This is a genomic window from Neobacillus niacini (assembly GCF_019749295.1).
Classification (GTDB): Bacteria; Bacillota; Bacilli; order Bacillales; family Cytobacillaceae; genus Neobacillus; species Neobacillus niacini_D.
Window position 1 is genome coordinate 321,857 of sequence record NZ_JACWFG010000008.1, and the last position, 26,603, is coordinate 348,459.

Annotated in this window: 26 protein-coding genes and 1 pseudogene; 24 read left to right on the top strand and 3 right to left on the bottom strand. The window is 38.2% G+C overall.

The features are described 5' to 3' along the window. The first annotated feature begins 6 nt into the window (after nucleotides 1-6). Genes yqeH through H0184_RS13150 form a run of 7 tightly spaced genes read left to right on the top strand, consistent with a single transcriptional unit; the run spans nucleotide 7 to nucleotide 4,489 of the window. Entirely contained in the window at nucleotides 7-1,089 is a 1,083-nt protein-coding gene (gene yqeH / locus H0184_RS13120; protein WP_221825962.1) for a ribosome biogenesis GTPase YqeH, read from the top strand. A 29-nt stretch (nucleotides 1,090-1,118) separates the two neighbouring features. Next, nucleotides 1,119-1,958, top strand: a complete 840-nt coding sequence (gene aroE, locus H0184_RS13125) for a shikimate dehydrogenase (RefSeq protein WP_221825826.1) — start codon at nucleotides 1,119-1,121, stop codon at nucleotides 1,956-1,958. Then, the gene (gene yhbY / locus H0184_RS13130) at nucleotides 1,952-2,242 is read left to right on the top strand and encodes a ribosome assembly RNA-binding protein YhbY (RefSeq protein WP_221825830.1); all 291 of its coding nucleotides are present in this window, start codon (nucleotides 1,952-1,954) and stop codon (nucleotides 2,240-2,242) included. Before aroE ends, yhbY begins: the two co-directional genes overlap by 7 nt. Before the next feature lie 12 nt (nucleotides 2,243-2,254). After that, complete coding sequence (locus H0184_RS13135) at nucleotides 2,255-2,824, top strand: nicotinate-nucleotide adenylyltransferase (protein WP_221825833.1); 570 nt, start codon at nucleotides 2,255-2,257, stop codon at nucleotides 2,822-2,824. Next, the gene (gene yqeK / locus H0184_RS13140) at nucleotides 2,814-3,380 is read left to right on the top strand and encodes a bis(5'-nucleosyl)-tetraphosphatase (symmetrical) YqeK (RefSeq protein ID WP_221825835.1); all 567 of its coding nucleotides are present in this window, start codon (nucleotides 2,814-2,816) and stop codon (nucleotides 3,378-3,380) included. Before H0184_RS13135 ends, yqeK begins: the two co-directional genes overlap by 11 nt. 3 nt (nucleotides 3,381-3,383) lie before the next feature. Further along, nucleotides 3,384-3,740: a ribosome silencing factor gene (gene rsfS, locus H0184_RS13145; RefSeq protein WP_063251362.1), complete on the top strand. Its 357-nt coding sequence runs from the start codon at nucleotides 3,384-3,386 to the stop codon at nucleotides 3,738-3,740. After that, complete coding sequence (locus H0184_RS13150; RefSeq protein ID WP_221825836.1) at nucleotides 3,737-4,489, top strand: class I SAM-dependent DNA methyltransferase; 753 nt, start codon at nucleotides 3,737-3,739, stop codon at nucleotides 4,487-4,489. The genes rsfS and H0184_RS13150 overlap by 4 nt, the downstream gene beginning before the upstream one ends. Nucleotides 4,490-4,543: 54 nt before the next feature. Here H0184_RS13150 and comER read toward each other — a convergent pair whose 3' ends face one another. Continuing rightward, nucleotides 4,544-5,368, bottom strand: a complete 825-nt coding sequence (gene comER, locus H0184_RS13155; protein ID WP_221825842.1) for a late competence protein ComER — start codon at nucleotides 5,366-5,368, stop codon at nucleotides 4,544-4,546. Nucleotides 5,369-5,452: 84 nt separating this feature from the next. Between comER and H0184_RS13160 the strand changes: the two genes are divergently transcribed. The 3 genes and pseudogenes from H0184_RS13160 to H0184_RS13170 all read left to right on the top strand — a co-directional run bounded on the left by H0184_RS13160 (nucleotide 5,453) and on the right by H0184_RS13170 (nucleotide 9,018). After that, a complete protein-coding gene (locus H0184_RS13160) occupies nucleotides 5,453-6,085 on the top strand; it encodes a helix-hairpin-helix domain-containing protein (protein WP_260631550.1) in 633 nt (210 codons plus the stop codon). 78 nt (nucleotides 6,086-6,163) lie between these two features. Then, nucleotides 6,164-6,610: pseudogene (locus H0184_RS13165) on the top strand (ComE operon protein 2); the annotation flags it as partial. Between the two features lie 77 nt (nucleotides 6,611-6,687). Beyond that, entirely contained in the window at nucleotides 6,688-9,018 is a 2,331-nt protein-coding gene (locus H0184_RS13170; protein ID WP_221825847.1) for a DNA internalization-related competence protein ComEC/Rec2, read from the top strand. 65 nt (nucleotides 9,019-9,083) lie between these two features. Here H0184_RS13170 and H0184_RS13175 read toward each other — a convergent pair whose 3' ends face one another. After that, nucleotides 9,084-9,215 (bottom strand): YqzM family protein, encoded by a 132-nt coding sequence (locus H0184_RS13175; RefSeq protein ID WP_221825849.1) that lies wholly within the window; start codon nucleotides 9,213-9,215, stop codon nucleotides 9,084-9,086. Nucleotides 9,216-9,524: 309 nt separating this feature from the next. On the opposite strand from H0184_RS13175, the gene holA reads away from it, so the two are divergent. Then, nucleotides 9,525-10,541, top strand: coding sequence for a DNA polymerase III subunit delta (gene holA, locus H0184_RS13180; protein ID WP_221825856.1), 1,017 nt, complete (start codon nucleotides 9,525-9,527; stop codon nucleotides 10,539-10,541). Between the two features lie 172 nt (nucleotides 10,542-10,713). Here the strand turns inward: holA and rpsT are convergent, their stop codons facing one another. Continuing rightward, on the bottom strand, nucleotides 10,714-10,974 hold the full coding sequence (rpsT, locus tag H0184_RS13185) for a 30S ribosomal protein S20 (protein ID WP_063251355.1): 261 nt from the start codon (nucleotides 10,972-10,974) through the stop codon (nucleotides 10,714-10,716). Nucleotides 10,975-11,188: 214 nt separating this feature from the next. Here rpsT and gpr point away from each other — a divergent pair, with 214 nt between their 5' ends. The 13 genes from gpr to deoC all read left to right on the top strand — a co-directional run bounded on the left by gpr (nucleotide 11,189) and on the right by deoC (nucleotide 26,243). Beyond that, a complete protein-coding gene (gene gpr / locus H0184_RS13190; RefSeq protein ID WP_221825858.1) occupies nucleotides 11,189-12,325 on the top strand; it encodes a GPR endopeptidase in 1,137 nt (378 codons plus the stop codon). A gap of 93 nt (nucleotides 12,326-12,418) precedes the next feature. After that, nucleotides 12,419-13,609 carry a stage II sporulation protein P gene (locus tag H0184_RS13195; protein ID WP_221825860.1) on the top strand — a complete coding sequence of 397 codons (1,191 nt, stop codon included), beginning with the start codon at nucleotides 12,419-12,421 and terminating at the stop codon, nucleotides 13,607-13,609. A gap of 19 nt (nucleotides 13,610-13,628) precedes the next feature. Further along, nucleotides 13,629-13,955 carry a DUF3679 domain-containing protein gene (locus tag H0184_RS13200; RefSeq protein ID WP_221825862.1) on the top strand — a complete coding sequence of 109 codons (327 nt, stop codon included), beginning with the start codon at nucleotides 13,629-13,631 and terminating at the stop codon, nucleotides 13,953-13,955. A 139-nt stretch (nucleotides 13,956-14,094) separates the two neighbouring features. Then, nucleotides 14,095-15,930: a translation elongation factor 4 gene (lepA, locus tag H0184_RS13205; protein WP_221825865.1), complete on the top strand. Its 1,836-nt coding sequence runs from the start codon at nucleotides 14,095-14,097 to the stop codon at nucleotides 15,928-15,930. A gap of 203 nt (nucleotides 15,931-16,133) precedes the next feature. Further along, entirely contained in the window at nucleotides 16,134-17,276 is a 1,143-nt protein-coding gene (gene hemW / locus H0184_RS13210) for a radical SAM family heme chaperone HemW (RefSeq protein ID WP_221825872.1), read from the top strand. 124 nt (nucleotides 17,277-17,400) lie between these two features. Beyond that, complete coding sequence (gene hrcA, locus H0184_RS13215; protein ID WP_221825874.1) at nucleotides 17,401-18,429, top strand: heat-inducible transcriptional repressor HrcA; 1,029 nt, start codon at nucleotides 17,401-17,403, stop codon at nucleotides 18,427-18,429. A 159-nt stretch (nucleotides 18,430-18,588) separates the two neighbouring features. After that, nucleotides 18,589-19,191 (top strand): nucleotide exchange factor GrpE, encoded by a 603-nt coding sequence (gene grpE, locus H0184_RS13220; RefSeq protein WP_221825876.1) that lies wholly within the window; start codon nucleotides 18,589-18,591, stop codon nucleotides 19,189-19,191. 31 nt (nucleotides 19,192-19,222) lie between these two features. After that, a complete protein-coding gene (gene dnaK / locus H0184_RS13225) occupies nucleotides 19,223-21,055 on the top strand; it encodes a molecular chaperone DnaK (protein ID WP_221825879.1) in 1,833 nt (610 codons plus the stop codon). A gap of 122 nt (nucleotides 21,056-21,177) precedes the next feature. Beyond that, complete coding sequence (gene dnaJ / locus H0184_RS13230; RefSeq protein WP_221825880.1) at nucleotides 21,178-22,308, top strand: molecular chaperone DnaJ; 1,131 nt, start codon at nucleotides 21,178-21,180, stop codon at nucleotides 22,306-22,308. Between the two features lie 17 nt (nucleotides 22,309-22,325). After that, nucleotides 22,326-23,267, top strand: coding sequence for a 50S ribosomal protein L11 methyltransferase (gene prmA, locus H0184_RS13235; protein ID WP_221825883.1), 942 nt, complete (start codon nucleotides 22,326-22,328; stop codon nucleotides 23,265-23,267). 103 nt (nucleotides 23,268-23,370) lie between these two features. Further along, nucleotides 23,371-24,123: a 16S rRNA (uracil(1498)-N(3))-methyltransferase gene (locus tag H0184_RS13240; RefSeq protein WP_221825885.1), complete on the top strand. Its 753-nt coding sequence runs from the start codon at nucleotides 23,371-23,373 to the stop codon at nucleotides 24,121-24,123. Nucleotides 24,124-24,128: 5 nt separating this feature from the next. Beyond that, nucleotides 24,129-25,484, top strand: coding sequence for a tRNA (N(6)-L-threonylcarbamoyladenosine(37)-C(2))-methylthiotransferase MtaB (mtaB, locus tag H0184_RS13245; RefSeq protein ID WP_221825887.1), 1,356 nt, complete (start codon nucleotides 24,129-24,131; stop codon nucleotides 25,482-25,484). Between the two features lie 84 nt (nucleotides 25,485-25,568). Beyond that, a complete protein-coding gene (deoC, locus tag H0184_RS13250) occupies nucleotides 25,569-26,243 on the top strand; it encodes a deoxyribose-phosphate aldolase (RefSeq protein ID WP_221825895.1) in 675 nt (224 codons plus the stop codon). The last annotated feature ends 360 nt before the right edge of the window (nucleotides 26,244-26,603 follow it).

Genomic DNA, 26,603 nt, shown 5'->3' on the forward strand with positions numbered 1-26,603 from the left:
TTATGTATGGGGTGCGGGGTACAGGTTCAAACTGAAAATCCAGAAGAATTAGGCTATGCGCCTGCCTCAGCACTTGAAAAGGAAAGCATTATATGTCAACGTTGTTTCCGTCTAAAGCATTACAACGAAGTACAGGACGTAAGTTTAACAGATGATGACTTTCTCAAAATCTTGAATGGTATTGGTCAGACTGATGCCTTGATTGTTATGATTGTAGATATTTTTGATTTTAATGGAAGCTGGCTTCCTGGTTTACACCGATTTGTAGGGAATAACAAAGTTGTGCTTGTGGGCAATAAGGTAGATTTATTGCCGAAATCAGTGAAACATAACAAATTGATTAATTGGATGAAACATGAGTCAAAAGAGTTAGGGCTCAGACCTGAAGAAGTCTTTTTAGTCAGTGCTGAAAAAGGGAAGTATATTAAAGAAACGGCAGCCGCCATTGATGAAATGCGAAATGGAAAAGATGTCTATGTCGTAGGATGTACAAATGTAGGGAAATCTACATTTATAAATAGAATTATTAAAGAAGTTACTGGAGAAGGAGATATTATTACTACATCACATTTTCCTGGAACTACTTTAGATATCATTAAGATTCCCCTTGAGGATGGAAAAGCCCTGATTGATTCACCTGGAATTATTAATCATCATCAGATGGCACACTTTGTAGATAAGAAGGATTTAAAAGTAATTACGCCTAAAAAAGAAATAAAACCAAAGGTGTTTCAATTAAATGAGGGTCAAACCTTATTTTTTGGCGGGTTAGCAAGATTTGACTATATAAGCGGCGACAGAAGTTCATTTGTTTGTCATGTTTCGAATGAAATAAACATCCATCGGACAAAAACCGAAAATGCCGATGAACTATATAGTAATCACGTTGGGGAATTGCTGGCTCCACCTAGAAAAGATGAATTAGGAACATTTCCTGAGTTAATTAAACAAGAATTTACGATTAAGGATGCTAAGACAGATGTTGTATTTTCCGGACTTGGCTGGATAACGGTTAACGAGCCGGGTGTTAAGGTAGCTGCATATGTACCTAAAGGCGTACAAACCTTAACTAGAAAATCTTTAATCTAAAAAGACAATAGGGAAATGGGGAGAAACCGGTGAAAAAGCTTTTTGCTGTTTTGGGATATCCAATTGGTCATTCAATGTCACCTATTATGCTTAATGATGTGTTAGCATCTTATGAAATGGATGCTCATTATCATCCCTTTAAAGTTAGTCCGGATGAATTAGGAACAGCTGTTAGAGGGTTAAAGGCTATTGGAATAAAAGGGTTTAATGTAACAATACCACATAAGAGTGCCATCATTCCTTTTTTAGATGGTGTGGATGAACTGGCAATGAGTATTGGTGCAGTAAATACTGTGGTAAATGATAATGGGAAATTAATCGGCTATAACACAGATGGATATGGATTTATTAAAGGCTTAGATCCTTATATCACATCCTTTTCTGACAAGAAGATCTTAGTTATCGGTGCAGGAGGGGCTGCAAGGGCTATTTATTTTACAATGGCGAAACTGAAGCCTCTCGCAATTGATATTACAAATCGAACTGTTAGTAAAGCGGAAGAATTAATTGAGGCATGCCCGTTTGAATCAAATTCTAAATCCTTATCATTGGAAGAAGCAGCTGCCAATCTTAATGAATATGATGTGGTTATTCAGACAACGATGATAGGGATGTACCCTAAAATATCAGAAGTACCCATTAGTCTTAGTAATTTAAATGCTCAAGCCCTGGTTTGTGATATTATTTACAACCCTTTAGAAACACAATTTTTAAAGGAAGCACAACAAAAGGGTGCAACCGTTCAAAATGGAGTGGAGATGTTTGTTTATCAAGGTGCCTTAGCATTTGAGAAATGGACAGGAATATTCCCAGATGTAAACAGAATGAGAGAAAATGTACTACAACAGCTTGGAGGCGCGAAATGTTAACAGGAAAACAAAAAAGATTTTTACGGTCGAAAGCCCATCATTTAGATCCAATATTTCAAGTAGGAAAAGGCGGAGTAAATGAAAATATGGTAAAACAAGTGGCAGAGGCCTTAGAAGCAAGGGAACTTTTTAAAATTAGTGTATTGCAAAATTGTGAAGAAGATAAAAACGTTGTTGCTCAGCAGCTTGCGCAAGGGACAGGTGCTGAAATCGTCCAAATAATTGGAAATACAATTGTACTTTACAAAGAATCGGTAGAAAAGAAACAAATAACACTTCCATAAGGAGGTTTCGTCATGACAAAGGTTGGGATTTTGGGAGGGACATTTGATCCGCCTCATTATGGCCACTTGTTAATCGCTAATGAGGTTCTCTCCAAGCTTAATCTTGATGAAGTTTGGTTTATGCCAAACCAAGAGCCTCCTCATAAAAAAAAGTCGGATTCTGTTGAAAATCAAGATCGTCTGCAGATGCTGGAGCTTTCTATAAAAGGGAACCCTTCCTTTAAAATCGAAAAAGGTGAGCTTGAGAGATCGGGTCCTTCTTTTACTGTTGAAACCATGAGGATATTAAATGAACAATATCCGAAACATCAATTTTATTTTATCATTGGAGCAGACATGATCGAATATCTTCCCAACTGGCATAAGATTGATGAACTGATAGAACTTGTCCAATTTGTTGGTGTAGAAAGGCCGCAATACAGCTTGCAGACAGATTACCCAATTACCTATGTAGATGTTCCGGCATTTGATGTTTCATCGAGTATGATTAGAGAGAGAGTATCACAAGGCATGACCGTACGGTATTTATTACCCGACTCGGTCATTGATTTTATAAGGGAGAAGCACTTATATGGAACGTGAAGACGCATTAAAAATCGTAAAAGAACAGTTAACGGACCATAGATATCGGCATACATTAGGAGTCATGGAAACTGCCATTTCTTTAGCAAAGCGATACGGTGCTGATGTAAAGAAGGCAGAATTGGCTGCAATATTCCATGATTATGCAAAGTTTAGGCCAAAGGATGAACTGAGGCAAATTATCTTAGCGCAAAAATTCCCTGAGAATTTGCTCGATTATCACTCAGAGCTGTGGCATGCACCAGCAGGGGCTTACTTAGTCGAAGTAGAAGCCGGGATAAAGGATAAGGAAGTACTTGATGCGATTACCTATCATACGTCAGGAAGGCCAAGGATGACTCTGCTGGAAAAAGTAATTTATTTAGCAGATTATATTGAACCGGGCCGCCATTTTCCCGGGGTGGATGAGGTAAGAGCCTTAGCAAAAGAAGATTTGGACAAAGCGTTAATACAAGCTGTAAAAAATACAATACTATTCTTAATGAAAAAGAATCAGCCGGTTTATCCGGATAGCTTTCAAACATATAATGATCTCGTAATGAGTCAGGAGGATTGATTAATGTCTAATCAAGAGTTATTAAAAATCGCGGTAAAAGCTGCTGATGATAAAAGAGCTGAAGATATTTTAGCGTTAAATATGCAGGGGATTTCGCTAATTGCCGATTATTTTATTATTTGTCACGGAAACTCGGACAAACAAGTTCAGGCAATTGCTAGAGAAATTAAAGAAAAAGCAGAAGAAAATGGATACAATGTGCGAAGAATGGAAGGCTTTGATGAAGCGACATGGATCTTAATTGACCTTGGTGATGTGGTTGCACATGTATTCCATCGTGATGAGAGAAGTTACTACAAGTTAGAACGCTTATGGGGCGATGCACCTTTAGAGGATATTCGCAGTGAGCTTACAACATGAGTTATCAGCAGTTTGCCTATCTATATGATGAGCTCATGCAGGATGCTCCATATGATGAATGGGTGAGATTTGTAAAAGAAAAATTGGATAAATATCAAGCAGGTGGTAAAAATCTGCTTGATTTAGCTTGTGGCACTGGGGAGCTCTCCGTTCGGTTTGCAAAGGAGGGCTTTTCAGTAACTGGCGTTGATTTATCACCAGATATGCTGGCTGTAGCACAGGCAAAAGCGCAGAAAGAGGGCGTGTTTATTCCCTTTTATGAACAGGATATGGCAAGTTTAGAAGGACACGGAGAATTTGATATAATTGGGATTTTTTGTGATTCATTGAATTACTTACAATCGGATGACGATGTAATACATACTTTTGCCAGTGCCTATAATCACCTAAAGGCTGGCGGCTTATTCTTTTTTGATGTCCATTCTACTTATAAAGTATCACAGCTATTTATCGATCAAACCTTTACCTTAGCTGATGATCATTTATCCTATATCTGGAACAGTTTTGCTGGTGAGTTACCAAATAGTGTAGAACATGAGCTAAGTTTCTTTATTTTAGATGAACAGTCCGGTAAATACGATCGTTTTGACGAAATACATTACCAAAGGACATATCCTACTAGTCAGTATTCTTCTTGGTTAGAAGCTGCAGGATTCGAAATCCTAGAAATATCTGCTGACTTTACAAATAATAAACCACAGGATCAGTCAGAAAGAATATTCTTTATTGCAAGAAAAAAGCCATCTTGAAAAAAAGATGGCTTTTTTTAAAATAAATAAAGGAATTTGACTTATCTTGGCGAATTAATGTTTATAGAACTGCGAATTGACTTTCTCTAAGTCTTCATTGAACTTATTATGTGTGGCTTGGAAAATATGTTCAAAGAGATCTCCAAGCTCCTCCTCCATCACTTTAATGCCCTCACCCGTAATACCGCCTTTGACACAAACTTTTTCTTGTAATGAAGGTAATGTATAGTGTCCTTGTTTAATTAACTCTCCTAACCCCACAATCATTTCACTTGCCATTACCGTTGCCGTTTCTTGATCAATCTCCGTTTCTTTTACAGCTGCAAGGATAAAGCGTTGCAGCAGATAACTAAAAAATGCCGGTCCGCAGCTAACGATATCAGATGCGACTCTGGTTATCCTATCATCAATTGTTACTGGTACCGAAATCTTCGCAAATAAACTTTCCACTTTTGTTTTCCAATTGTCACTGCAATGTTCACCATACGTTATGAGAGAAACTCCCGCTAAAGCCCGGTTTGTAATACTCGGAATAACCCTGATCACTGAACAAGATGTCTTTGCTTCCAGTTGATTTGTATCAATAGGACTTGTGATGGAAATAACACACTTTCTATTATTTAATTGTGGGTTAATTTCATTAATGATGGTGTAAACATCCAGTGGTTTAACACACAAAAACACCAAATCGGATTGAGATGCCACTTCAGCTGCATTTTCCCCAACCCTTATTCCCTTATATTTATTTTTAAGCAGCATCGCTTTTGTTTTTGTTCTGTTTGTTATCACCATTGAAGAAGGGGAAACTGCTTTTCCATCGATTAAAGCCTCGATCAAAATTGTCCCCATATTACCGGTACCAATGATACCTATTTTCATTATTCCGACCCTCCTTCGCATGCAGATTCTCTAATAACAATATGAAAATTGATAGTGAAATATACCAATTGAAAGGATGGATACATGATGAAAGACTGGATGACCGAGCATAAGTTATATGTCATAATTACTGCTATAATCATAATAACAGCCATTTTTTACTTCTTTGAAGAGAATAAATCTTCCGAAACAAATATTGAAAATATAGTCCCTCAGGAAGTACAGGAAGAGAAGGATAGCCCGCAGCCACAAGAGCACATTCAGGAAACGGTAAGCATCATCGTGGATGTTAAGGGGCAGGTGAAATTGCCTGGTGTGTACTCATCTAGTCAGGGAGAAAGAGTAATAGATGTTATTAATCGTGCAGGAGGATTAACGGAAATCGCTGATGAAAGTCAGGTGAATTTTGCGCAGCATGTTGAGGATGCAATGGTCATTTATATCCCTGCAAAGGGAGAGGAAGGCATTTCTATGCCTGCGGGTACGAGCGTGTCAGAAACTGCCGGTGGTTCAAGTAACCAAGCAAAAATTAATCTGAATAAAGCCGATGAAAATGAACTTCAGAACCTGCCTGGAATCGGTCCTTCAAAAGCGGCTGCTATTTTGGAATATAGAGAAACAAACGGGCAGTTTAAAAATGTTGAAGATTTGAAAAATATAAGTGGAATTGGTGATAAGACTTTTGATAAACTAAAAGATCTCATTACTGTTCAATAGAATTATCATTGACCTATTAAAGTATCCGATATTACACTTAAGAGAGAAAGTAATCGAATTTTGGAGGAGATGGGGAAAGTGGAACGTATTTCATGGGATCAATATTTTATGGCCCAGAGTCATTTGCTGGCATTAAGAAGTACCTGCACTAGACTAACAGTGGGTGCAACAATCGTCAGAGATAAGAGAATCATTGCAGGCGGCTATAATGGTTCCATAGCTGGCGGAGACCATTGTATTGATCAAGGCTGTTATGTTATTGATAATCATTGTGTCAGGACCATTCATGCTGAAATGAATGCCCTGCTGCAATGCGCCAAATTTGGTGTACCAACAGCGGATTCAGAAATTTATGTTACTCATTTTCCATGCTTGCAGTGCTGTAAAGCCATCATCCAAGCAGGAATTAAAACGGTTTATTATGCAGAGGATTATAAAAATCATCCCCATGCTATTAAATTATTTCAGCAGGCTAATGTAAGAACTGAAAAAGTGGAACTTAAAGAATCAGTGATTGATCTTCGGAAAATAAGTCAATAACCCCTAAAAAATAACGCCGGTCAGCCGGCGTTAAATACCTCCCCAATTAATGGAGACTAATTATGAATGGTAAATTTTTTTATCTAGCAATGGCTGCTGTTTTAGGTGTATTATCTGCACTTTTCTCTTTTCTGCCTTTCTTATTTGGTGCGATTGTTTATTTTTATCTCCTCTACAGGTATAAGCGGTATACCAAATTACAATTGTTTCTCCTCACTTGCCTATTTCTTACCTTTTTCCTCACTGGACACCATGCCGTCTTAAATAATAAAACTAGCCTGCAGGCTTCACTTACCACCTTTTATCTGCAATATACGGAAAATACAAAGGTGGACGGTGATTTGCTCCAGGTTAGAGCAATTGAACTTAAGAATAAAGAAAAACTGCTGATACGCTATAAAATTAAAACAGAGGCAGAGAAGGATACTCTAAAAGAGACTAACTTTTATGGCCGTATATGCCAGGTTACAGGAGTATTAACAGAAGCATCTATAGCAAAAAATCCTAATGCATTTAACTACCGTAACTATTTAGCAAGTAAAAAAGTTTATAAGGTACTTGAAATAGAAAATAATCCTTTAAATAAATGTGCTGAAGTAAAATCATCACCATTAATAATAATTAAAGAAGTGCGATTTAAGGGCATTCATTATTTGGAAAAACACTTTCCCCCAGAAATAGCCTCACTGTCTGCTGCCTTAATATTTGGTGATAGAAGTATGTTTGACCCAGAAGTTCTAATGAATTATCAAAAAACCGGAATTGTGCACTTACTGGCAATTTCTGGCCTTCATGTTTCCTTATTAATTGGAATGGTTTTTTATTTAGGGATTAGAATCGGTGTAACTAGGCAATTCATGGTGAATTTTCTACTCATTATTTTACCGATTTATGCCATTCTAACTGGCGCCTCTCCATCTGTAATTCGAGCGGTGTTAATGCTTTTCCTTATACTATTTATTGTAAAATGGAACAAACAAATTAAACTGTCACCCATTGATGCCATCAGCCTTACATTCATGATTTATGTATTTTTTTCTCCTTTAATCATCTTAGATGCAGGTTTTCAGTTATCTTATTCAGTCAGTTATGGCATTATTTTATCCCTAAGTATTTTACCTCGGTACCAACAAATGATCTCGGCTATGATAGTTACTTCCATTATCGCTCAACTCGCAGCATTGCCGATTTTACTGTATCACTTTTTTGAAATATCATTTATCAGCATTGCAGCCAATCTTCTTTATATCCCGCTCTTCTCGTTTGTATTTCTCCCGGGATTATATATCCTGTATATTATTCAAATTGTTTTCGGTGATACTCCATCCATTCTAATAACCCTATTTACGAAAATCATTACCTTAGCAAATGCAATGATTGACTTTCTTGCAGGCCAATCATTCGCACAGCTTGTCACAGGAAGACCTAACCTGATAATCTTTGTTATTTATGTGGTAATCATCCTTGTCATCTTTCTATTTTGGGAAGCGGGTATACAACAAAAGAGGAAACTAAAAGTTATTGTCTTAGCTATTATCCTGGTTTCTTTCCAGACTATATTAAATTGGGCAAATCCTTATGGGGAAGTCACGATGATTGATGTTGGACAGGGAGACAGTATTTTGATTCATTATCCCTTTGGTAAAGGTACCTATTTAATTGACACAGGGGGAACCATTCAATTTGAGGAGGAAGAGTGGAAAAAGGCAGCGAAACCATACGAAGTTGGAAGAGATGTGGTAGTCCCTTTTTTAAAAGGAAAGGGACTTACACAAATAGATAAACTTATTCTCACACATGGTGATAGTGATCATATTGGTGGAACACTGGCTGTTTTAAAAGATATAAATGTTAAGCAAATATTAATGCCCTCTGTCGCTGAGCCTTCAAAATCCGAAATAAATATTATTAAGGAGGCAAATAAAAGAGGAATTCAGGTTGTAACGGTGGCTGAAGGGAGCTCGTGGGAAATTGGTAAAAGTATATTCTACGTTCTAAGTCCTGAAAAAAATTATCAAGGTGAACGTAATAGTGGTTCAATTGCGATTATGGCAAATATTGGAGGGCTTAATTGGTTTTTTGGCGGTGATCTCGATCAAGCGGGAGAGGAAAGGATTATAAAGAAATATCCTAATTTACAAATAGATGTACTGAAGGCAGGACATCATGGCAGTAAAACCTCAACGAGTGAGATATTCATAAATAAAATTAATCCTTCTATTGCTTTGATTTCAGTTGGTGAACGTAATCGTTATGGCCATCCTCATAACGAAGTGTTAGAGCAGCTCGCGAATACGACTGTCTACAGAACGGATTACCATGGCGCTGTCTCATATAGATTTAATCAGGAGAATGGAACCTTTTCTCCCTTTATACATAATATAAAGCAATAGCTCATTTAAACAGAAAAGAGACTGCTTGATTTGCAGCCTCCATCATCTCATTATGTAGCAATGCATTAGGATCCGATAACTTTAATAACTGTTGCAATAATAAACATTGTAGCAAAAAAACCAAATGAAACGATAAAGCCTACACCAGAATCAATTGCGTCGTTGCGTTTATCTACATTTTGTTCAAATTCATTCACAATATACCCCTCCTATTTCACATAATATTATAAGCTTTTTCACTTGAAAAATCCAGTATGCTTTGAATATCTACTTCCTATATTGACAAGAGTTGACACAAATACTTTATCGTAAAAAGGTGACACTAAATTACACAAGGAACCCCGCCAAGCAATTAAAAATTCCTAGGGCTTTAATTGCAGGCGTTCATTATAGATCGGGAATTGGCACTTCTAGTGAAAGCTGCCAATTCCCTTTAAACACTTGTCAAATTGTCCAAGCTTCTTTACGATATATATTGGAATGTAAATTGAAGGGGAGCTTGGATAATGGTATTAGATATATGGAAACAAATTAAAAAACGGGAAATTGCTCCCATTTATTTATTATATGGTACAGAGGCCTTTTTAATCAATGAAACGAAACAATTATTGCTTAATCAAGTTTTAGATGAAGAGGATAAGGATTTTAACTTTACTGCTTATGATTTAGATGAAACACCTATTGAAACAGCTTTAGAGGATGCAGAAACCTTTCCTTTTTTAGGGGAGAAAAAAGTAATATTTTTACATAATCCTAAGTTTTTAACAGCTGAAAAAACAAAAGAAAAAATCGACCATAATATCTCACGATTAGAATCGTATATAAAAGAACCTGCACCTTATACTGTCTTAGTTATATCTGCTCCGTATGAAAAACTCGATGAACGAAAAAAAATTACGAAAGAGTTAAAAAGAAGTGCGGTTACGGTTGAAGCAAAGAAGTTAAATGAATATGAATTGAAAAATTGGGTGAAAGAGAGAGCTAAAGTAAATGGGATTGTTTTTGATCCTGAAGCGCTCGAACTTTTGATTACACTTGTGGGAACAAATATGTTCATGATTACAAGTGAAGTTGATAAATTAGCATTGTTTGCCGCTGATGAAAAACAAATTAGCGCCGCGATGGTAGAAAGATTAGTATCGAGGTCATTAGAGCAAAATATTTTTACATTAATTGAAAAGGTTGTACAACGAAAGCCAGAAGACGCATTAAGAATTTATTACGATTTATTAAAGCAAAATGAGGAACCGATAAAAATATTAGCCTTACTTTCTGGCCAATTCCGGTTGATTTATCAGGTTAAAGAGCTTTCGAGAAGAGGATATGGACAGCAGCAAATGGCTGGATTTTTGAAGACTCATCCTTTTAGAGTTAAGCTTGCTGCCGGACAAGCCAATCAATTTACGGATGAAGAATTGACAAACCTAATGGGGATGCTTGCCAACGCTGATTACCAGATGAAAACGGGCGGCATGAATAAATCATTACTAATTGAAATGTTATTGTTTAAAATAAAGCGTTAATACAAAAAAACGATTCCCAAAAGGAATCGTTTTTTTGTGCACTCAAATTATTGTCCAGCTCCAGGCGCCATCGGCTCGAGGTCAGAAGCCAATCCGTCCGAAAGGTAAAGAACAACCTTCCAGCCGGCTCGTCTTCTGCTTGTCGCCGATAAGCAGGCGCCCTCCGCTTTTCTTATAGTGAGTTAGCTTTTTTAGCAAGACGTGATTTTTTACGAGCAGCAGCATTTTTATGGATAAGTCCTTTAGCAGCAGCCTTGTCTAGTTTGCTGGCAGCAGTTGAGAATGCTTCTTTAGCTGCAGGAGCATCGTTAAGAGTAACAGCAGCTTCTACTTTCTTAACAGCAGTACGCATTGCAGATTTAGCAGTTGTATTTTGAGCATTACGAGCTTCGCTTGTTTTTACACGCTTAATAGCAGATTTAATGTTAGGCATTACTTTCACCTCCTACAAAGGATCGAGACTATATGAACTCGACTTTACCTTCATTCACAATTAATCAGAACAAGAGATATTTTATCAAACCCAACCCTAGATTGCAATACTAGATTATTTACATATAAGAATAAACTTGAATGTTTTAGCGGAAAAGGGGCAAAAATAAGGAAATAGTTTCTAGTTTAGTACCTAAGGATAGGAGCGAGACATAATGCAGGAGAATAATAACACCAATATTGACTTAAGTCAGTACTCAATTCGAACGGATTTAGCGATTGAAGCAAGAGAAATGGTTATAGCTGATAGGGAAGGCTCAGTACATCAGGGAGAAAACATCTCCCAAATCGAAGGAGTCATTATTAAAGAAAAAGATATAGATGATATAAAAATATCATTAGTTGAGATCACAGGTGAAGGAGCACAACAGCTTGGTAAAAAAGAAGGACGCTATTTAACAGTAGAGGTTCAGGGCATTAGACAGCAGGACACCCCTTTGCAGCAAAAAGTGGAAGAAATTTTTGCAAAAGAATTTGCACACTTCTTAGAAGGAACAGGTATCAAAAAGGATGCGTCATGCCTTGTGGTGGGGCTGGGAAATTGGAATGTTACTCCTGACGCACTTGGTCCGATGGTGTGTGAGAACCTCTTAATCACCAGGCATTTGTTCCAATTACAGCCAGAGAGTGTTGAGGAAGGATATCGTCCAGTTAGTTCTTTAGTTCCTGGAGTTATGGGATTAACGGGAATTGAAACGAGCGATATTATCTTTGGTGTAGTCGAGAAAACCAAGCCTGATTTTGTCATAGCCATCGATGCTTTAGCGGCAAGGTCGATTGAAAGAGTTAATTCTACCATCCAAGTCTCTGATACAGGTATTCATCCTGGGTCAGGAGTAGGAAACAAAAGAAAAGAACTAAGCAAAGAAACATTAGGAGTTCCTGTCATAGCTATTGGGGTTCCGACCGTTGTTGATGCAGTTTCGATTACGAGTGACACGATTGATTATATCCTGAAGCATTTTGGCAAGGAGCTCAAGGAAGGAAATCGTCCTTCGAGAGCCCTCGCACCAGCGGGTATGACTTTCGGGAAGAGAAAAAAACTTACCGAAGATGATCTTCCGGAAGAAAAACACCGCCAGACCTTTCTAGGGATGATTGGTACTTTAGAAGAGGAAGAAAAACGAAAATTAATCTATGAGGTTTTATCGCCTTTGGGACATAATTTAATGGTTACCCCAAAGGAAGTGGATGTATTTATTGAAGATATGGCAAATCTAATAGCAAGTGGATTGAATGCTTCTCTCCACAGTAATGTCGATCAAGATAATGCAGGTTACTATACGAGATAAGATTCTTTCACCGCCTCTTAATTGCGAATTATGGTTCTAGCAATTCTAGTAATGTCATAAGTATTTACTAGAATCAAATTGAGAGGTGGAACCATGAAATCTACTAGGAATTCCGGATTGTTTTTGACGGTGCAAGGGACGAATCTAATAAAAGTAACCTCTTTTATCTTATTGTTCATGTTATTGGTGTTTTCAATCAGCGGGCTATTAACATCATTAAAGCCCCAATTTAGACCTATGTCTAATTCTGTTAATACTGCCGCAAATGAAGTAAATGGAAAAATGCTCTATCAACTAATGGCTTGGGAGAATCATCATTTTTTATCCATTGAAGATGATTTAACTGCGAGCCCAAAGTTAACCAACTTAATTTTTAAGCTATCGAGCAATATTAATTTAGATGATCCAAGAAGTCTCTTAGGCAGGGAACTGCCAGGATTTGAACAGTTTGATGGAAAAATACTTGTAGCTGGGCAAGGTTCAAATTATACGAACATGCCATTTGAAAGCTCACCCCCATTAGAAATAATGAAAGCTGAACGAGAGGCATCACTGCAAAATATTGAAGGTATAGACAAAGGAACACAGGAAGAGATTCCTTCAAATCCCTCACTTACGACAGGTGATAAAAAGGTGGTTCATCTATACTTTACTCATAATCGTGAGTCATATCTTCCTTATTTACAAGGAGTGACTGACCCGAATCTAGCTTATCACTCACAATTAAATGTCACCAAGATTGGCGATCAGTTGAAAGCAAGCTTAGAGGCTAGGGGTATTGGAACCTCAATTGATAAGTCTGATATTATGGGGTCTGTTAAAATGGCTGGTACTTACCAAAAATCTGGTGAATTAGTCCAGTCTGCAATGGCCACAAACCGTGAATTGGATTATTTTATTGATATCCATAGAGATGCACGCCGTAAAGATAAAACGACAGTTATGATAAATGGCAAGGCATATGCACAATTGGCTTTTGTTATTGGCGGTAAAAATCCAAATCATGAAAAAAATGAAAAATTAGCAAGTGATCTCCATAATCTCCTAGAAAAGAAATATAAGGGATTGAGCTGGGGAATTCACATGAACCAGGGTGCCGGGCAAAACGGTGTCTATAATCAAAACTTATCTGAGAATGTAATATTAGTGGAATTTGGCGGTGTTGATAATACCTTTGAAGAGTTAAACCGTTCTGCCGAAGCACTTGCAGATGTTTTTAGTGAATATTACTGGCAAGCAGAAAAAGTTAACGCAGAGACAGAACAAAACACAGATAAACAATAGAGGTAAAGGAGCATGTCCTATGAAAATGTTCATGCTGAAATTTTTTTGTATCATGGCTCTTATGTTTATTTCGGTGTTAGCCGGAATGCAATTAGCGAATGATGGCATTCATAAAATGAAGGGCTATGATGATCCGAATTTTCAAAATGCTGTGGCAATAAACGATAATGGCGAGCAAGTAAAAGCTACTTTTTTAGGAAATGAGATATCGAGTCATGATATTGATGAAAAGAAAAAGAAGCTAGAGGAAATAAGTGCCTTTAATTTATTTTCCTCAATGGGAAAGAAGATTTCCCAAGGTATTTCAAATGCTTCTGAGAAATTAATTAATCTTATTACTCAATAATATTTTAGCGGTTCCTTTTCGGGATACCGCTATTTTTAATTGTAAGAACCCACCACCTTAGTTTTAATTGAATCTTATTTCCCGTACTGATATAATCAAAAATAGTGTAATTGTGCGAGTTATAGTAGGAGTGAAACACATGAATAGAGAAGAAAAATTAAAAAGACAATCAAAGATTAGAAATTTCTCGATTATTGCCCATATTGACCATGGGAAGTCAACACTAGCTGACCGTATATTAGAAAAAACTAATGCATTAACTTCCCGTGAAATGAAGGCGCAGCTTCTGGATTCGATGGATTTAGAAAGAGAACGCGGAATCACAATTAAGTTAAATGCTGTGCAATTAAAATACAAAGCAAGAGATGGAGAAGAGTATACTTTCCATCTAATTGATACCCCTGGACACGTCGATTTTACGTATGAGGTTTCTCGAAGCCTTGCTGCTTGTGAAGGTGCGGTTTTAGTTGTTGACGCTGCCCAAGGGATTGAGGCGCAAACCTTGGCGAACGTTTATCTTGCATTAGATAATAACCTTGAAATACTACCTGTTATTAACAAAATTGATTTACCAAGTGCTGAGCCAGAAAGAGTTCGTAATGAGATTGAAGAAGTAATTGGACTTGACGCCTCTGAAGCAGTACTAGCATCTGCTAAAGCTGGTATTGGAATTGAAGATATTCTTGAACAGGTTGTAAAAAGTGTCCCTGCTCCAACAGGTGACCCTGATGCCCCATTAAAAGCATTGATTTTTGACTCCCTTTACGATGCCTATCGTGGCGTTGTAGCTTACATTCGAGTGGTTGAGGGCAGTGTAAAAGTAGGGGACAAAATTAAAATGATGGCGACAGGTGCTGAATTTGAAGTAAATGAAGTAGGGGTATTTACTCCTAAATCTACGCTTCTAAACGAGTTAACTGTTGGTGATGTTGGTTTCCTTTCAGCATCTATTAAAAATGTCGGAGATACTCGTGTCGGTGATACGATTACGAATGCTAAAAACGGTGCATCCGAACCGCTGCCAGGTTACCGTAAATTAAACCCAATGGTGTATTGTGGCTTGTACCCAATCGATACAGCAAAATTTAATGATTTACGTGAAGCGCTGGAGAAACTGCAGTTAAATGATTCTGCGCTTCAATTTGAGCCTGAAACATCTCAAGCCTTAGGCTTTGGGTTCCGCTGTGGTTTCTTAGGTCTTCTTCATATGGAGATTATTCAAGAGCGTATTGAGCGTGAATTTAAGATTGATTTGATTACGACTGCTCCGAGTGTTATTTATGATGTACACATGACAAATGGCACTCAAATAAAAGTGGATAACCCTTCAAATCTTCCGGATCCACAGAAAATTGACCATGTTGAAGAGCCTTACGTAAAAGCAACGATGATGGCTCCAAATGAATATGTCGGTGCAATTATGGAGCTGTGTCAGCAAAAGCGTGGTATGTTTATTAATATGGAATACCAAGGTGAAAATCGTGTAAGCATTATCTATGAAATTCCGTTAGCAGAAATTGTTTATGATTTCTTTGATCAACTTAAATCCAGCACCCGAGGCTATGCATCATTTGATTATGAGTTAATTGGCTACAAACCTTCCAGCTTGGTTAAGATGGATATATTGTTAAACGCTGAAAAGGTAGATGCCTTAAGCTTTATCGTCCATAAAGATTTTGCCTATGAACGCGGCAAAGTCATTGTTGAGAAGCTAAAGGAATTAATTCCAAGGCAGCAATTCGAAGTTCCTGTCCAAGCCGCTATTGGTCAAAAAATTGTTGCTCGTTCAACCATTAAATCTATGGGTAAAAACGTATTGGCTAAATGTTATGGGGGAGATATCTCCCGTAAACGAAAGCTGCTCGAGAAACAAAAAGAAGGTAAAAAGCGGATGAAACAGGTTGGTTCTGTCGAGGTCCCACAAGAAGCCTTCATGGCTGTTCTCAAAATGGATGATAACAATACAAAAAAATAAAAATGAAACGGGAGGTTGGGATGTCTATTTATAGGCGAAATCCAGCCTCTTTTTACTAGAAAAAAATGTCTAGCTGCAGCGCCTAGGGGCTCGGGGTCATAAGTCAATCCGTCAGAAAGGTTAAAGAACAACCTTCCCGCCGGCTCGTCTTATGCCTGTCGCCCCTGAGCAAGGCGCTTCCGCTTTTCCAGGAAGGTGAAAATATGATTAAAGCTGCTTATCTCCATATACCCTTTTGTGAGCATATTTGCCATTATTGTGATTTTAATAAAGTCTTTTTAAAGGGGCAGCCGGTGGATGAATATATCCAGGCACTTGAGCAGGAAATGATTTTAACGTTACAAAAATACCCAACGAATCAGTTGGAGACCATTTTTGTGGGTGGCGGGACACCAACATCCCTAAATGAAAAGCAGCTTGAGAGGTTTTGCAAAAGTATAAACAGGAATTTACCGGCGGGCAGTAATCTTGAATATACCTTTGAAGCAAATCCGGGGGATTTAACAAAAGAAAAGTTACAAATATTAAAAGATGCAGGTGTGAACCGGCTTAGTCTCGGTGTTCAAACCTTTAACGATGAATTATTAAAAAAAATCGGACGTGTCCACCGGGCAAGGGATGTGTACCAAACTGTAGAAAATGCGAAGTCAATTGGTTTCGATAACATCAGTATTGATTTAATTTTCAGTCTGCCGACTCAAACACTTACTGACTTCAAAGAATCATTGACAGAAGCTTTTACACTGGATATTCAACATTATTCGGCGTATTCATTAATTATTGAACCAAAGACCGTTTTTTACAATCTCATGCAAAAAGGCAAACTACCGCAGCCTGGAGAAGATGCGGAAGCAGCAATGTATGAACTGCTTATGGAGGAAATGGACAAGCACGGAATTAATCAGTATGAAATTAGTAATTTTTCAAAACCTGGCTATGAAAGCAAACATAACCTAACATATTGGAATAACGATTCCTATTATGGGTTCGGAGCAGGTGCTCATAGCTATGTGAATGGCTGGAGACGCTCAAATGCAGGACCATTGAAAAAATATATGGAACAAATTAATAACGGGAACCTTCCTATCTTTCAGGAACATCAAACTTCAAAAGCAGAACAAATTGAAGAAGAAATGTTTTTAGGTCTGCGAAAAACAGATGGAGTATCAATATCCCATTTCATTGAAAAATTTAATCTCGACCCGCTGAAAATATTTGAAAATGAGATTTCGGATTTGATTGCAAAAAAATGGATAGAAGTAAAAGAAGATAATATATATTTAACAAAAACAGGGCGGCTGCTTGGTAATGAGGTTTTTCAATCATTTTTAGGGGTTGCCAATTAACCCTGAAGACATAATGATTTGCAATTTCTTAATATCAAATGATTGACACCATCCCCCTATTTTTGATAATTTATTAATAGAATTAGCACTCGACTTCAATGAGTGCTAACAGAGGTGATGAAAGGTGTTAACAGATCGTCAATTATTGATTCTTCAGGTTATTGTTGATGATTTTATTCGGTCTGCACAACCTGTCGGCTCAAGGAGTTTGTCGAAAAAGGATGAAATATCATTTAGTTCAGCCACGATAAGGAATGAGATGGCTGATCTTGAAGAACTAGGCTATATTGAAAAAACGCATACTTCTTCTGGCCGTGTTCCTTCAGAAAAAGGCTATCGGTATTATGTAGATCATTTAGTATCGCCTCAAGCCTTAAACAAACAGGATATATCGATTATCCAATCGATTTTTGCTGAGAAAATTTTTGAATTTGAAAAAATCATTCAAAAGTCAGCAAAGATTTTATCCGACTTAACCAATTATACTTCTATCGTATTAGGTCCTGCTGCCAGTTTTAATAAGCTTAAACGAATTCAGATTATTCCTTTAAATAAGGAAAGTGCTGTAGCAATCTTTGTAACCGATTCGGGACATGTTGAAAATCGAACATTTTATCTGCCTCCAACAGTGGACGCAAGTGATTTGGAAAAAACGGTTAACATTCTGAATGAACGGTTGACTGGGGTAGCACTTGAAGATTTAAACGATAAAATCTACAAAGAAGTAGCGATGTTATTAAGGCAGCATATTCGAAATTATGATTTAATGCTTCATACCATTGCTGATTCATTAAAAATGCCTGCTAATGAAAAGCTCTTCTTTGGCGGGAAGACGAATATGTTAAGTCAGCCAGAATTTCATGATATCAGTAAAATTCGCAGTCTCCTGCAAATGATTGATCACGAAGAATGGATTTATCCATTGATTAAAAATGATTCAGCTGGTATTAACGTGAAAATTGGCAGAGAAAACAATAATAGTGCAATGGAAAATTGCAGTTTGATAACAGCAACTTACTCGGTTGGAGCAGAAAAATTGGGAACCATCGCGATTCTTGGTCCAACTAGAATGGAATATTCTCGGGTAATAAGCTTGCTCCAGTTTTTAAGTAAAGACCTAACCTCAGTGTTAACGAACCTGTATCAAAAATAATAGGGCTGGAAATATTGAATAAGGGGTGAATTACTGTGTATTTCCACCCAGGTGAATTACTGCTCAATTCACCTAGGTGAATTACTCTTTCACTCCCCCTTTTCATGAAATTACTTACATTTATCATAAATACACCAACCCTTTAAGGAGGTGAGTAAGTTGACAAAAGAAAAAAATCATACACTAAACGAGGAAGTTGAATCACAAAACAATGAACATGCCCAGCTTACCGATGAGGAAGTTGAAAGTGTTTTTGCAGAAGCAGGAGATCAAAACAGTACTCCTAATGATAAATCTGCGGGTATAGACTATGAAGCTGAGATTCAAGTACTCACCAACAAGCTGGAGGAAGCGGATAATCGTTATTTACGCCTTCAAGCAGATTTTGATAATTTCCGCCGTCGTACGCGGTTGGATATCGAAGCCAGTGAGAAATATAGAGCTCAAAAATTAGCAGTTGAATTGCTTCCTGCGTTGGACAATTTTGAGAGAGCTTTGAATATAGAAGCAGATAATGAGCAGTCAAAATCATTGCTGCAGGGAATGGAAATGGTGTATCGCGGATTAGTGGAAGCTTTGAAAAAAGAAGGCGTTGAAGCGATAGAATCAGTTGGAAAAGAATTTGACCCAAATTTCCATCAAGCGGTAATGACAGGGGAAGATGAAAATTATGGTTCCAATACCGTCATTGAGGAATTCCAAAAGGGTTACATGTTAAAGGATCGGGTTCTCCGTCCATCAATGGTAAAAGTGAATCAATAAAACTACATATTTGGTATAGGAGGAAAAGGAAATGAGTAAAATTATCGGTATTGACCTTGGTACAACAAACTCATGTGTCGCTGTTCTTGAAGGCGGCGAGCCAAAGGTTATTCCAAATCCAGAAGGAAACCGCACAACACCATCTGTTGTGGCATTTAAAAACGGTGAACGTCAAGTAGGGGAAGTGGCAAAGCGTCAAGCAATCACAAACCCTAATACCATTATGTCTATTAAACGCCATATGGGAACAGATTATAAAGTAGAAGCTGAAGGAAAAAATTATACTCCACAAGAAATGTCAGCGATTATTCTTCAATATTTAAAATCATATGCTGAAGATTATCTTGGAGAGCCAGTAACAAAGGCAGTAATTACTGTACCAGCTTATTTTAATGATGCAGAGCGTCAAGCAACAAAGGATGCTGGTAAAATTGCTGGTTTAGAAGTTGAACGTATTATCAATGAGCCGACTGCTGCAGCACTTGCATTCGGTTTAGATAAAACAGACCAAGACCAAACCGTTCTTGTTTACGACCTAGGCGGCGGTACATTTGACGTATCAATCCTTGAACTTGGAGATGGCGTATTCGAAGTAAAATCAACAGCAGGTGACAATCGTCTCGGCGGAGATGACTTTGACCAAGTAATTATTGATTACTTAGTAGAACAATTCAAAAAAGAAAATGGCATTGACCTTTCTCAAGATAAAATGGCATTACAGCGTCTTAAGGATGCAGCAGAAAAGGCGAAAAAGGATTTATCAGGAGTAACTTCTACTCAAATTTCTTTACCGTTTATTACTGCTGGAGCGGCTGGACCGCTTCATCTTGAAGTGACAATGTCTAGAGCTAAATTTGATGAGCTGTCTGCTCACCTTGTAGAGCGGACAATGGGACCAACTCGCCAAGCATTAAGTGACGCTGGCCTTTCACCATCACAGCTTGATAAGGTTATTCTTGTTGGTGGGTCAACTCGTATTCCTGCTGTTCAAGAAGCGATTAAAAAAGCAACTGGTCAAGAGCCACACCGTGGTGTTAACCCAGATGAAGTAGTAGCGATGGGTGCGGCTATTCAAGGCGGAGTTATCACAGGTGATGTTAAAGATGTAGTATTACTTGACGTTACACCACTTTCACTTGGTATTGAAACAATGGGTGGAGTATTCACGAAGTTAATCGACCGTAATACAACAATCCCAACATCTAAATCACAAGTATTCTCAACTGCTGCTGATAATCAAACAGCTGTTGATATCCACGTTCTTCAAGGGGAACGTCCAATGGCTAACCTAAATAAAACATTAGGCCGCTTCCAATTAACTGATATTCCACCGGCACCACGTGGAATTCCACAGGTTGAAGTAACGTTTGATATCGATAAGAACGGTATCGTTAATGTTCGTGCTAAAGACCTTGGAACAAATAAAGAGCAGCAAATTACAATCAAATCTTCAACTGGTCTTTCTGATGAAGAAATTCAAAAGATGGTCAGAGAAGCTGAAGAAAATGCGGAAGCAGACAAACAGCGTAAAGAAGAAGTGGAACTTCGCAATGAAGCTGATCAGTTAGTATTCACAACAGAAAAGACTTTAAAAGATCTTGAAGGTAAAGTGGATGCTGATGAGGTTGCAAAAGCGAATGAAGCTAAAGATGCTTTAAAAGCTGCAATTGAGAGCAATGACCTAGCTGAAATCCGTGCTAAAAAGGACGCATTACAGGAGATTGTTCAAGCTTTAACTGTTAAGCTATATGAGCAAGCTGCGCAGCAGGCACAAGGAGCACAGGGTGCAGAAGGCGGAGCAGCAGGACCTAAAGATGACAATGTAGTCGACGCTGAATTTGAAGAAATCAAGGATGAGAAATAAAATTTTTATGAACTAACTGATGAAAAAGTCAAAGTCAGCATCGGCTTTGGCTTTTTCTTTGTAATTTGTGTTTTTATTGTGTTAGAATAATCTTTATGTGACAGATTCGGGAGTGGTAATCAATGAGTAAACGAGATTACTATGAGGTGCTTGGGGTTAGTAAAGGCGCTTCTAAGGATGAGATAAAAAAGGCATATCGAAAGCTCTCTAAACAATATCATCCAGATATTAATAAAGAGGCTGATGCTGCGGATAAATTTAAAGAAATCGCTGAAGCTTATGAGGTTTTAAGCGATGATCAAAAAAAGGCACACTATGATCAATTCGGTCATACTGATCCAAATCAAGGCTTCGGCGGCGGCGCTGATTTTGGCGGCGGCTTCGGCGGCTTTGAAGATATCTTTAATACGTTTTTTGGCGGCGGCGGCGGTTCGCGAAGGCGTGACCCTAATGCCCCAAGACAAGGTGCTGACTTACAGTACACCATGACCATTTCGTTCGAGGAAGCTGCTTTCGGGAAAGAAACAGATATTGAAATTCCTCGTGAAGAAACATGTGGTACATGCAGCGGTTCAGGTGCTAAAAAGGGAACGAAGGCTGAAACCTGTCAACACTGTCATGGAACAGGTCAGTTAAATATTGAGCAAAACACACCTTTTGGCCGAGTGGTCAATCGTCGTATTTGCCATCATTGTAATGGTACAGGTAAGGAAATTAAACATAAATGTTCAACCTGCGGCGGTTCAGGTAAAGTGAAAAAACGGAAAAAAATCCATGTTAAAATCCCTGCGGGTATTGACGATGGCCAACAGTTAAGGATTTCAGGACAAGGTGAGGCCGGTATTAACGGAGGACCTTCTGGAGATTTATATATTGTTTTCCACGTTAGAGAGCATGAGTTCTTTGAAAGAGATGGCGATGACGTTTATTGTGAAATGCCTATTACTTTTGTTCAAGCTTCCCTTGGTGATGAAATTGAAGTACCGACTTTACATGGAAAAGTTAAACTAAAGGTTCCTGCTGGAACACAAACCGGGACTAAATTCCGACTCAAAGGAAAAGGAATTCCAAATGTCCGTGGCTATGGAGTAGGAGATCAGCATATTATCGTCCGTATTATTACTCCAACAAAATTAACAGATAAACAAAAGCAGCTTCTTCGTGAGTTTGCTGACCTAAGTGGTAATTCACCAATAGGGGAGCATGAAGAAGGCTTTTTCTCAAAAGTAAAACGAGCCTTTAAAGGCGACTAAGGATTGGAGTTGGTAGAATGAAATGGTCTGAACTTAGTATTCACACTACAAACGAAGCGATTGAACCAATATCGCATATTTTACATGAGGCGGGTGCTAGCGGCGTAGTAATTGAAGATCCTTTTGAACTAACAAAGGAAAGGCAAGATCAGTTCGGGGAAATCTACCAACTCAATCCAGATGATTACCCTGAAGAAGGGGTTATTGTAAAAGCCTATTTACCAGTTAACAGCTTTCTTGGTGAAACCGTAGACGCGATAAAAGAATCCATTAATAATCTGATTATCCACAATATCGATATTGGTAAAAATAAAGTAACCATAAGCGAAGTGAATGAGGAAGAATGGGCTACAGCATGGAAGAAATATTATCATCCTGTTAAAATTTCAGAGAAGTTTACAATAGTTCCTACTTGGGAGATCTATACTCCAGTCAGCAGTGATGAATTAATCATTGAATTGGATCCTGGAATGGCCTTCGGAACTGGAACGCATCCAACTACAGTAATGTGTATCCAAGCTCTAGAAAGAACCGTTCGACCTGGTGACAGAGTAATTGATGTTGGAACTGGTTCAGGGGTGCTTAGTATTGCTGCAGCAATGCTCGGTGCAGAAGATGTCCGTGCTTATGATTTGGATGAAGTTGCTGTAACTTCAGCGCGACTCAATATAAAGCTTAATAAAGTAAGCAGCAAAGTTACTACATCGCAAAATAATCTTTTAGATGGTGTAGAAGAAAATAGTGCTGACGTTGTCGTTGCCAATATTTTAGCCGAGGTTATTTTACGATTTATAGATGACGTGGCACGAGTTGTTAAACCTGGAGGAACTTTTATTGCTTCCGGAATTATTCAACAGAAGAAAGATCAAGTCAAAGAAGGACTCATTCAGTCCGGCTTTGAAATCACTGAAACCATCTTAATGGAAGATTGGGTTGCCATTATTGCTAAAAGGATATAATGCTAAAAAAGGGGATAATGCCCCTTTTTTCTATTTCCCTGCTTTAAATGAAACAATTATTGCAGTAAAATAAAGAGTAAAATGTTTTAAAGGGGTGCATCGTGTGCAACGGTACTTTGTTAAACAACGTGCAAATGAAAATCGTTTTGTGATTGATGGTGATGACCGCCATCATATTAGTAAAGTAATGCGTATGGACATTGGCGGCAAAATCATTTGTGTCGAACCAGATGGTAAAGCAGCAATCTGTGAAATTGCAAAAATTACCGATGAACAAGTACTTGCAGACGTTGTACAATGGAAAGATGAGAAGTCAGAGTTACCTATTTCAATAACCATTGCAAGTGGTTTGCCCAAAGGGGACAAGCTTGAGTGGATCATTCAGAAAGGTACCGAACTTGGTGCCCGCGAATTTATACCATTCTCAGCGCGCCGTTCGGTTGTAAAATGGGATGACAAAAAAGCAGTGAAAAAAGTAGAGAGATGGCAAAAAATTGCCAAAGAAGCTGCTGAACAATCCCATCGAGGTATTGTTCCTGAAATCATAAGCCCAATGAATTTTAAAGCTTTGTTAGGAAAAAGCAAAAGTTTTCAATATAAATTAGTTGCTTTTGAAGAAGAAAGCAGAAGCGGTGAAACATCCCTATTTTCAGCAACTCTACAAAAAATGAATCCAGGGGAATCACTTCTGCTAGTCTTTGGTCCTGAGGGTGGACTAGATGATGAAGAAGTAAGAGTATTACAAGAAAATGATTTTATTCTGTGCGGCTTAGGTCCGCGGATATTAAGAACGGAAACTGCCCCTTTATATGCTCTAGCGGCAATTTCCTACCATTTTGAATTAATGAGGAGATGAATAAAATGCCAACAGTCGCTTTTCATACACTTGGATGTAAGGTGAATCATTATGAGACTGAAGCAATCTGGCAATTGTTCAAGCAAGAAGGCTACGATCGAGTAGAATTTGAATCAATCTCAGATGTTTATATTATAAATACCTGTACTGTTACGAACACTGGAGATAAAAAAAGCCGCCAGGTTATTCGCCGTGCGGTTCGTAAAAACCCTGATGCCGTAATTTGTGTCACGGGTTGTTATGCGCAAACCTCTCCAGCAGAAATAATGGCAATCCCTGGTGTAGATATCGTTGTCGGAACCCAGGACCGGGTGAAAATGCTCGAATACATCGAACAATATAAAACGGAACGACAGCCTATTAATGGCGTGGGTAATATTATGAAAAGTCGGGTTTATGAGGAGCTTGATGTTCCGGCATTTACCGACCGTACACGTGCATCATTAAAGATTCAAGAAGGCTGCAACAACTTCTGTACTTTCTGTATAATCCCTTGGGCACGCGGGTTAATGAGATCTCGTGATCCAAAGGAAGTTATTCGTCAAGCACAGCAGCTTGTGGATGCGGGTTATAAGGAAATCGTATTAACTGGAATTCACACTGGTGGATACGGAGAGGATTTGAAAGACTATAATCTTGCGATGTTACTCCGTGATTTAGAAGCACAGGTAAAGGGACTTGCGAGACTTCGTATTTCATCCATTGAAGCCAGCCAAATTACCGATGAGGTAATTGAAGTGATTAAACACTCCAATATTATTGTTCGTCATTTGCATATACCAATTCAATCTGGTTCAAATACTGTTTTAAAAAGAATGCGTCGTAAATATACGATGGAATTCTTTGGTGAAAGATTAGATCGTCTAAAGGAAGTACTTCCAGGTCTAGCGGTTACATCGGACGTTATCGTTGGTTTTCCAGGGGAAACGGAAGAAGAATTTATGGAAACGTACAACTTTATTAAGGATCATAAGTTCTCAGAACTGCATGTTTTCCCTTATTCTAAGCGGACTGGTACACCTGCTGCCCGTATGGAAGATCAGGTAGACGAAGAAGTTAAGAATGAGCGTGTACATCGCTTAATAACTCTTTCAAATCAGTTAGCAAAGGAATATGCTTCACAATTTGAGAACGATGTATTAGAAGTAATTCCTGAAGAGGAATTTAGCGATGGGTTATATGTTGGGTATACAGATAACTATTTAAAAGTGGTATTCCCTGCAACAGAAGAAATGATTGGCAAACTTGTTAAAGTAAAAATTACAAAAGCAGGTTACCCATACAACGAAGGACAATTTGTACGAATTGTTGAAGATGATTTAAAAGCAGAAGTATTTACAAAAGAAGAAGCTGCAATCTAAGGACCTTTATTGGTCCTTTTTTTTATCTTAATTTGGGTATTCTAATGTTAGTATCAAATTTCATTGTGAAAAGGGGTAGGTAATATGGCTGCGACTAATGTTGCTTCAATGATTGACCATACATTATTAAAAGCGGACGCAACCCGCCAGCAAATTGAAACTCTTTGCCAAGAGGCAATAGAACATAAATTTTTTTCAGTTTGTGTAAATCCCACATGGGTAAGCACAGCGAGAGATTTGCTTAGCGGCAGCGATGTAAAGGTGTGCACGGTTATTGGATTTCCTTTGGGGGCTAACACTCCGGAAACAAAGGCCTTTGAGACAACTAATGCGATAGAAAATGGTGCTGATGAAGTGGATATGGTCATTAACATTGGTGCTTTAAAAGATAAAAATGATGAATTAGTTGAAAAAGATATTCGTGCAGTGGTGGAAGCTGCAAAGGGAAAAGCATTAACCAAAGTTATTATCGAAACAAGTCTTCTAACTGAGGAAGAAAAAATTCGTGCCTGTGAGCTTGCAGTAAAGGCCGGTACAGACTTCGTAAAAACATCCACAGGTTTCTCAACTGGCGGTGCTACAGTTGAAGATATTAAGCTGATGCGGGAAACTGTTGGACCAGATATTGGAGTGAAAGCTTCTGGAGGAGTTCGTAATACGGCGGATACAGAAAAAATGATTCAAGCAGGCGCAACGAGAATTGGCGCAAGTGCAGGAGTTGCCATTCTACAAGGCTTAACCAGTACATCGGATTATTAAAAAAGACGGCCATGGCCGTCTTCAGATTGTCAATAAAGGTATTTTTCTCGGCATTTTTTTATTTTCTCAGAGTCTGACCTCCCGAAATTTGTATTGAATATTCTATTTGAGAACTAATCATGTGTTCGCTGAAATATTAGTGCTCAATCCGGGGTCTTGAGGACAAATCGTATGCTTAACCAGAAGGATTAGTCCTTAATCCAGGGTCTTGAGGACAAATCGTTTGCTCACCCGGAAGGATTAGTCCTCAATCCGGGGTCTTGAGGACAAATCGTTTGCTTAACCAGAAGGATTAGTCCTTAATCCAGGGTCTTGAGGACAAATCGTTTACTTAACCAGAAGGATTAGTCCTTAATCCAG

Bases quoted from the DNA above. Each gene is read 5' to 3' on its own strand.
- yqeH (WP_221825962.1), top strand. From the start codon at position 7: ATGGGGTGCGGGGTACAGGTTCAAACTGAAAATCCAGAAGAATTAGGC.
- yhbY (WP_221825830.1), top strand. From the start codon at position 1,952: ATGTTAACAGGAAAACAAAAAAGATTTTTACGGTCGAAAGCCCATCAT.
- H0184_RS13135 (WP_221825833.1), top strand. From the start codon at position 2,255: ATGACAAAGGTTGGGATTTTGGGAGGGACATTTGATCCGCCTCATTAT.
- yqeK (WP_221825835.1), top strand. From the start codon at position 2,814: ATGGAACGTGAAGACGCATTAAAAATCGTAAAAGAACAGTTAACGGAC.
- rsfS (WP_063251362.1), top strand. From the start codon at position 3,384: ATGTCTAATCAAGAGTTATTAAAAATCGCGGTAAAAGCTGCTGATGAT.
- H0184_RS13150 (WP_221825836.1), top strand. From the start codon at position 3,737: ATGAGTTATCAGCAGTTTGCCTATCTATATGATGAGCTCATGCAGGAT.
- comER (WP_221825842.1), bottom strand. From the start codon at position 5,368: ATGAAAATAGGTATCATTGGTACCGGTAATATGGGGACAATTTTGATC.
- H0184_RS13160 (WP_260631550.1), top strand. From the start codon at position 5,453: ATGATGAAAGACTGGATGACCGAGCATAAGTTATATGTCATAATTACT.
- H0184_RS13170 (WP_221825847.1), top strand. From the start codon at position 6,688: ATGAATGGTAAATTTTTTTATCTAGCAATGGCTGCTGTTTTAGGTGTA.
- holA (WP_221825856.1), top strand. From the start codon at position 9,525: ATGGTATTAGATATATGGAAACAAATTAAAAAACGGGAAATTGCTCCC.
- rpsT (WP_063251355.1), bottom strand. From the start codon at position 10,974: ATGCCTAACATTAAATCTGCTATTAAGCGTGTAAAAACAAGCGAAGCT.
- gpr (WP_221825858.1), top strand. From the start codon at position 11,189: ATGCAGGAGAATAATAACACCAATATTGACTTAAGTCAGTACTCAATT.
- H0184_RS13195 (WP_221825860.1), top strand. From the start codon at position 12,419: ATGAAATCTACTAGGAATTCCGGATTGTTTTTGACGGTGCAAGGGACG.
- H0184_RS13200 (WP_221825862.1), top strand. From the start codon at position 13,629: ATGAAAATGTTCATGCTGAAATTTTTTTGTATCATGGCTCTTATGTTT.
- lepA (WP_221825865.1), top strand. From the start codon at position 14,095: ATGAATAGAGAAGAAAAATTAAAAAGACAATCAAAGATTAGAAATTTC.
- hemW (WP_221825872.1), top strand. From the start codon at position 16,134: ATGATTAAAGCTGCTTATCTCCATATACCCTTTTGTGAGCATATTTGC.
- dnaK (WP_221825879.1), top strand. From the start codon at position 19,223: ATGAGTAAAATTATCGGTATTGACCTTGGTACAACAAACTCATGTGTC.
- dnaJ (WP_221825880.1), top strand. From the start codon at position 21,178: ATGAGTAAACGAGATTACTATGAGGTGCTTGGGGTTAGTAAAGGCGCT.
- prmA (WP_221825883.1), top strand. From the start codon at position 22,326: ATGAAATGGTCTGAACTTAGTATTCACACTACAAACGAAGCGATTGAA.
- mtaB (WP_221825887.1), top strand. From the start codon at position 24,129: ATGCCAACAGTCGCTTTTCATACACTTGGATGTAAGGTGAATCATTAT.
- deoC (WP_221825895.1), top strand. From the start codon at position 25,569: ATGGCTGCGACTAATGTTGCTTCAATGATTGACCATACATTATTAAAA.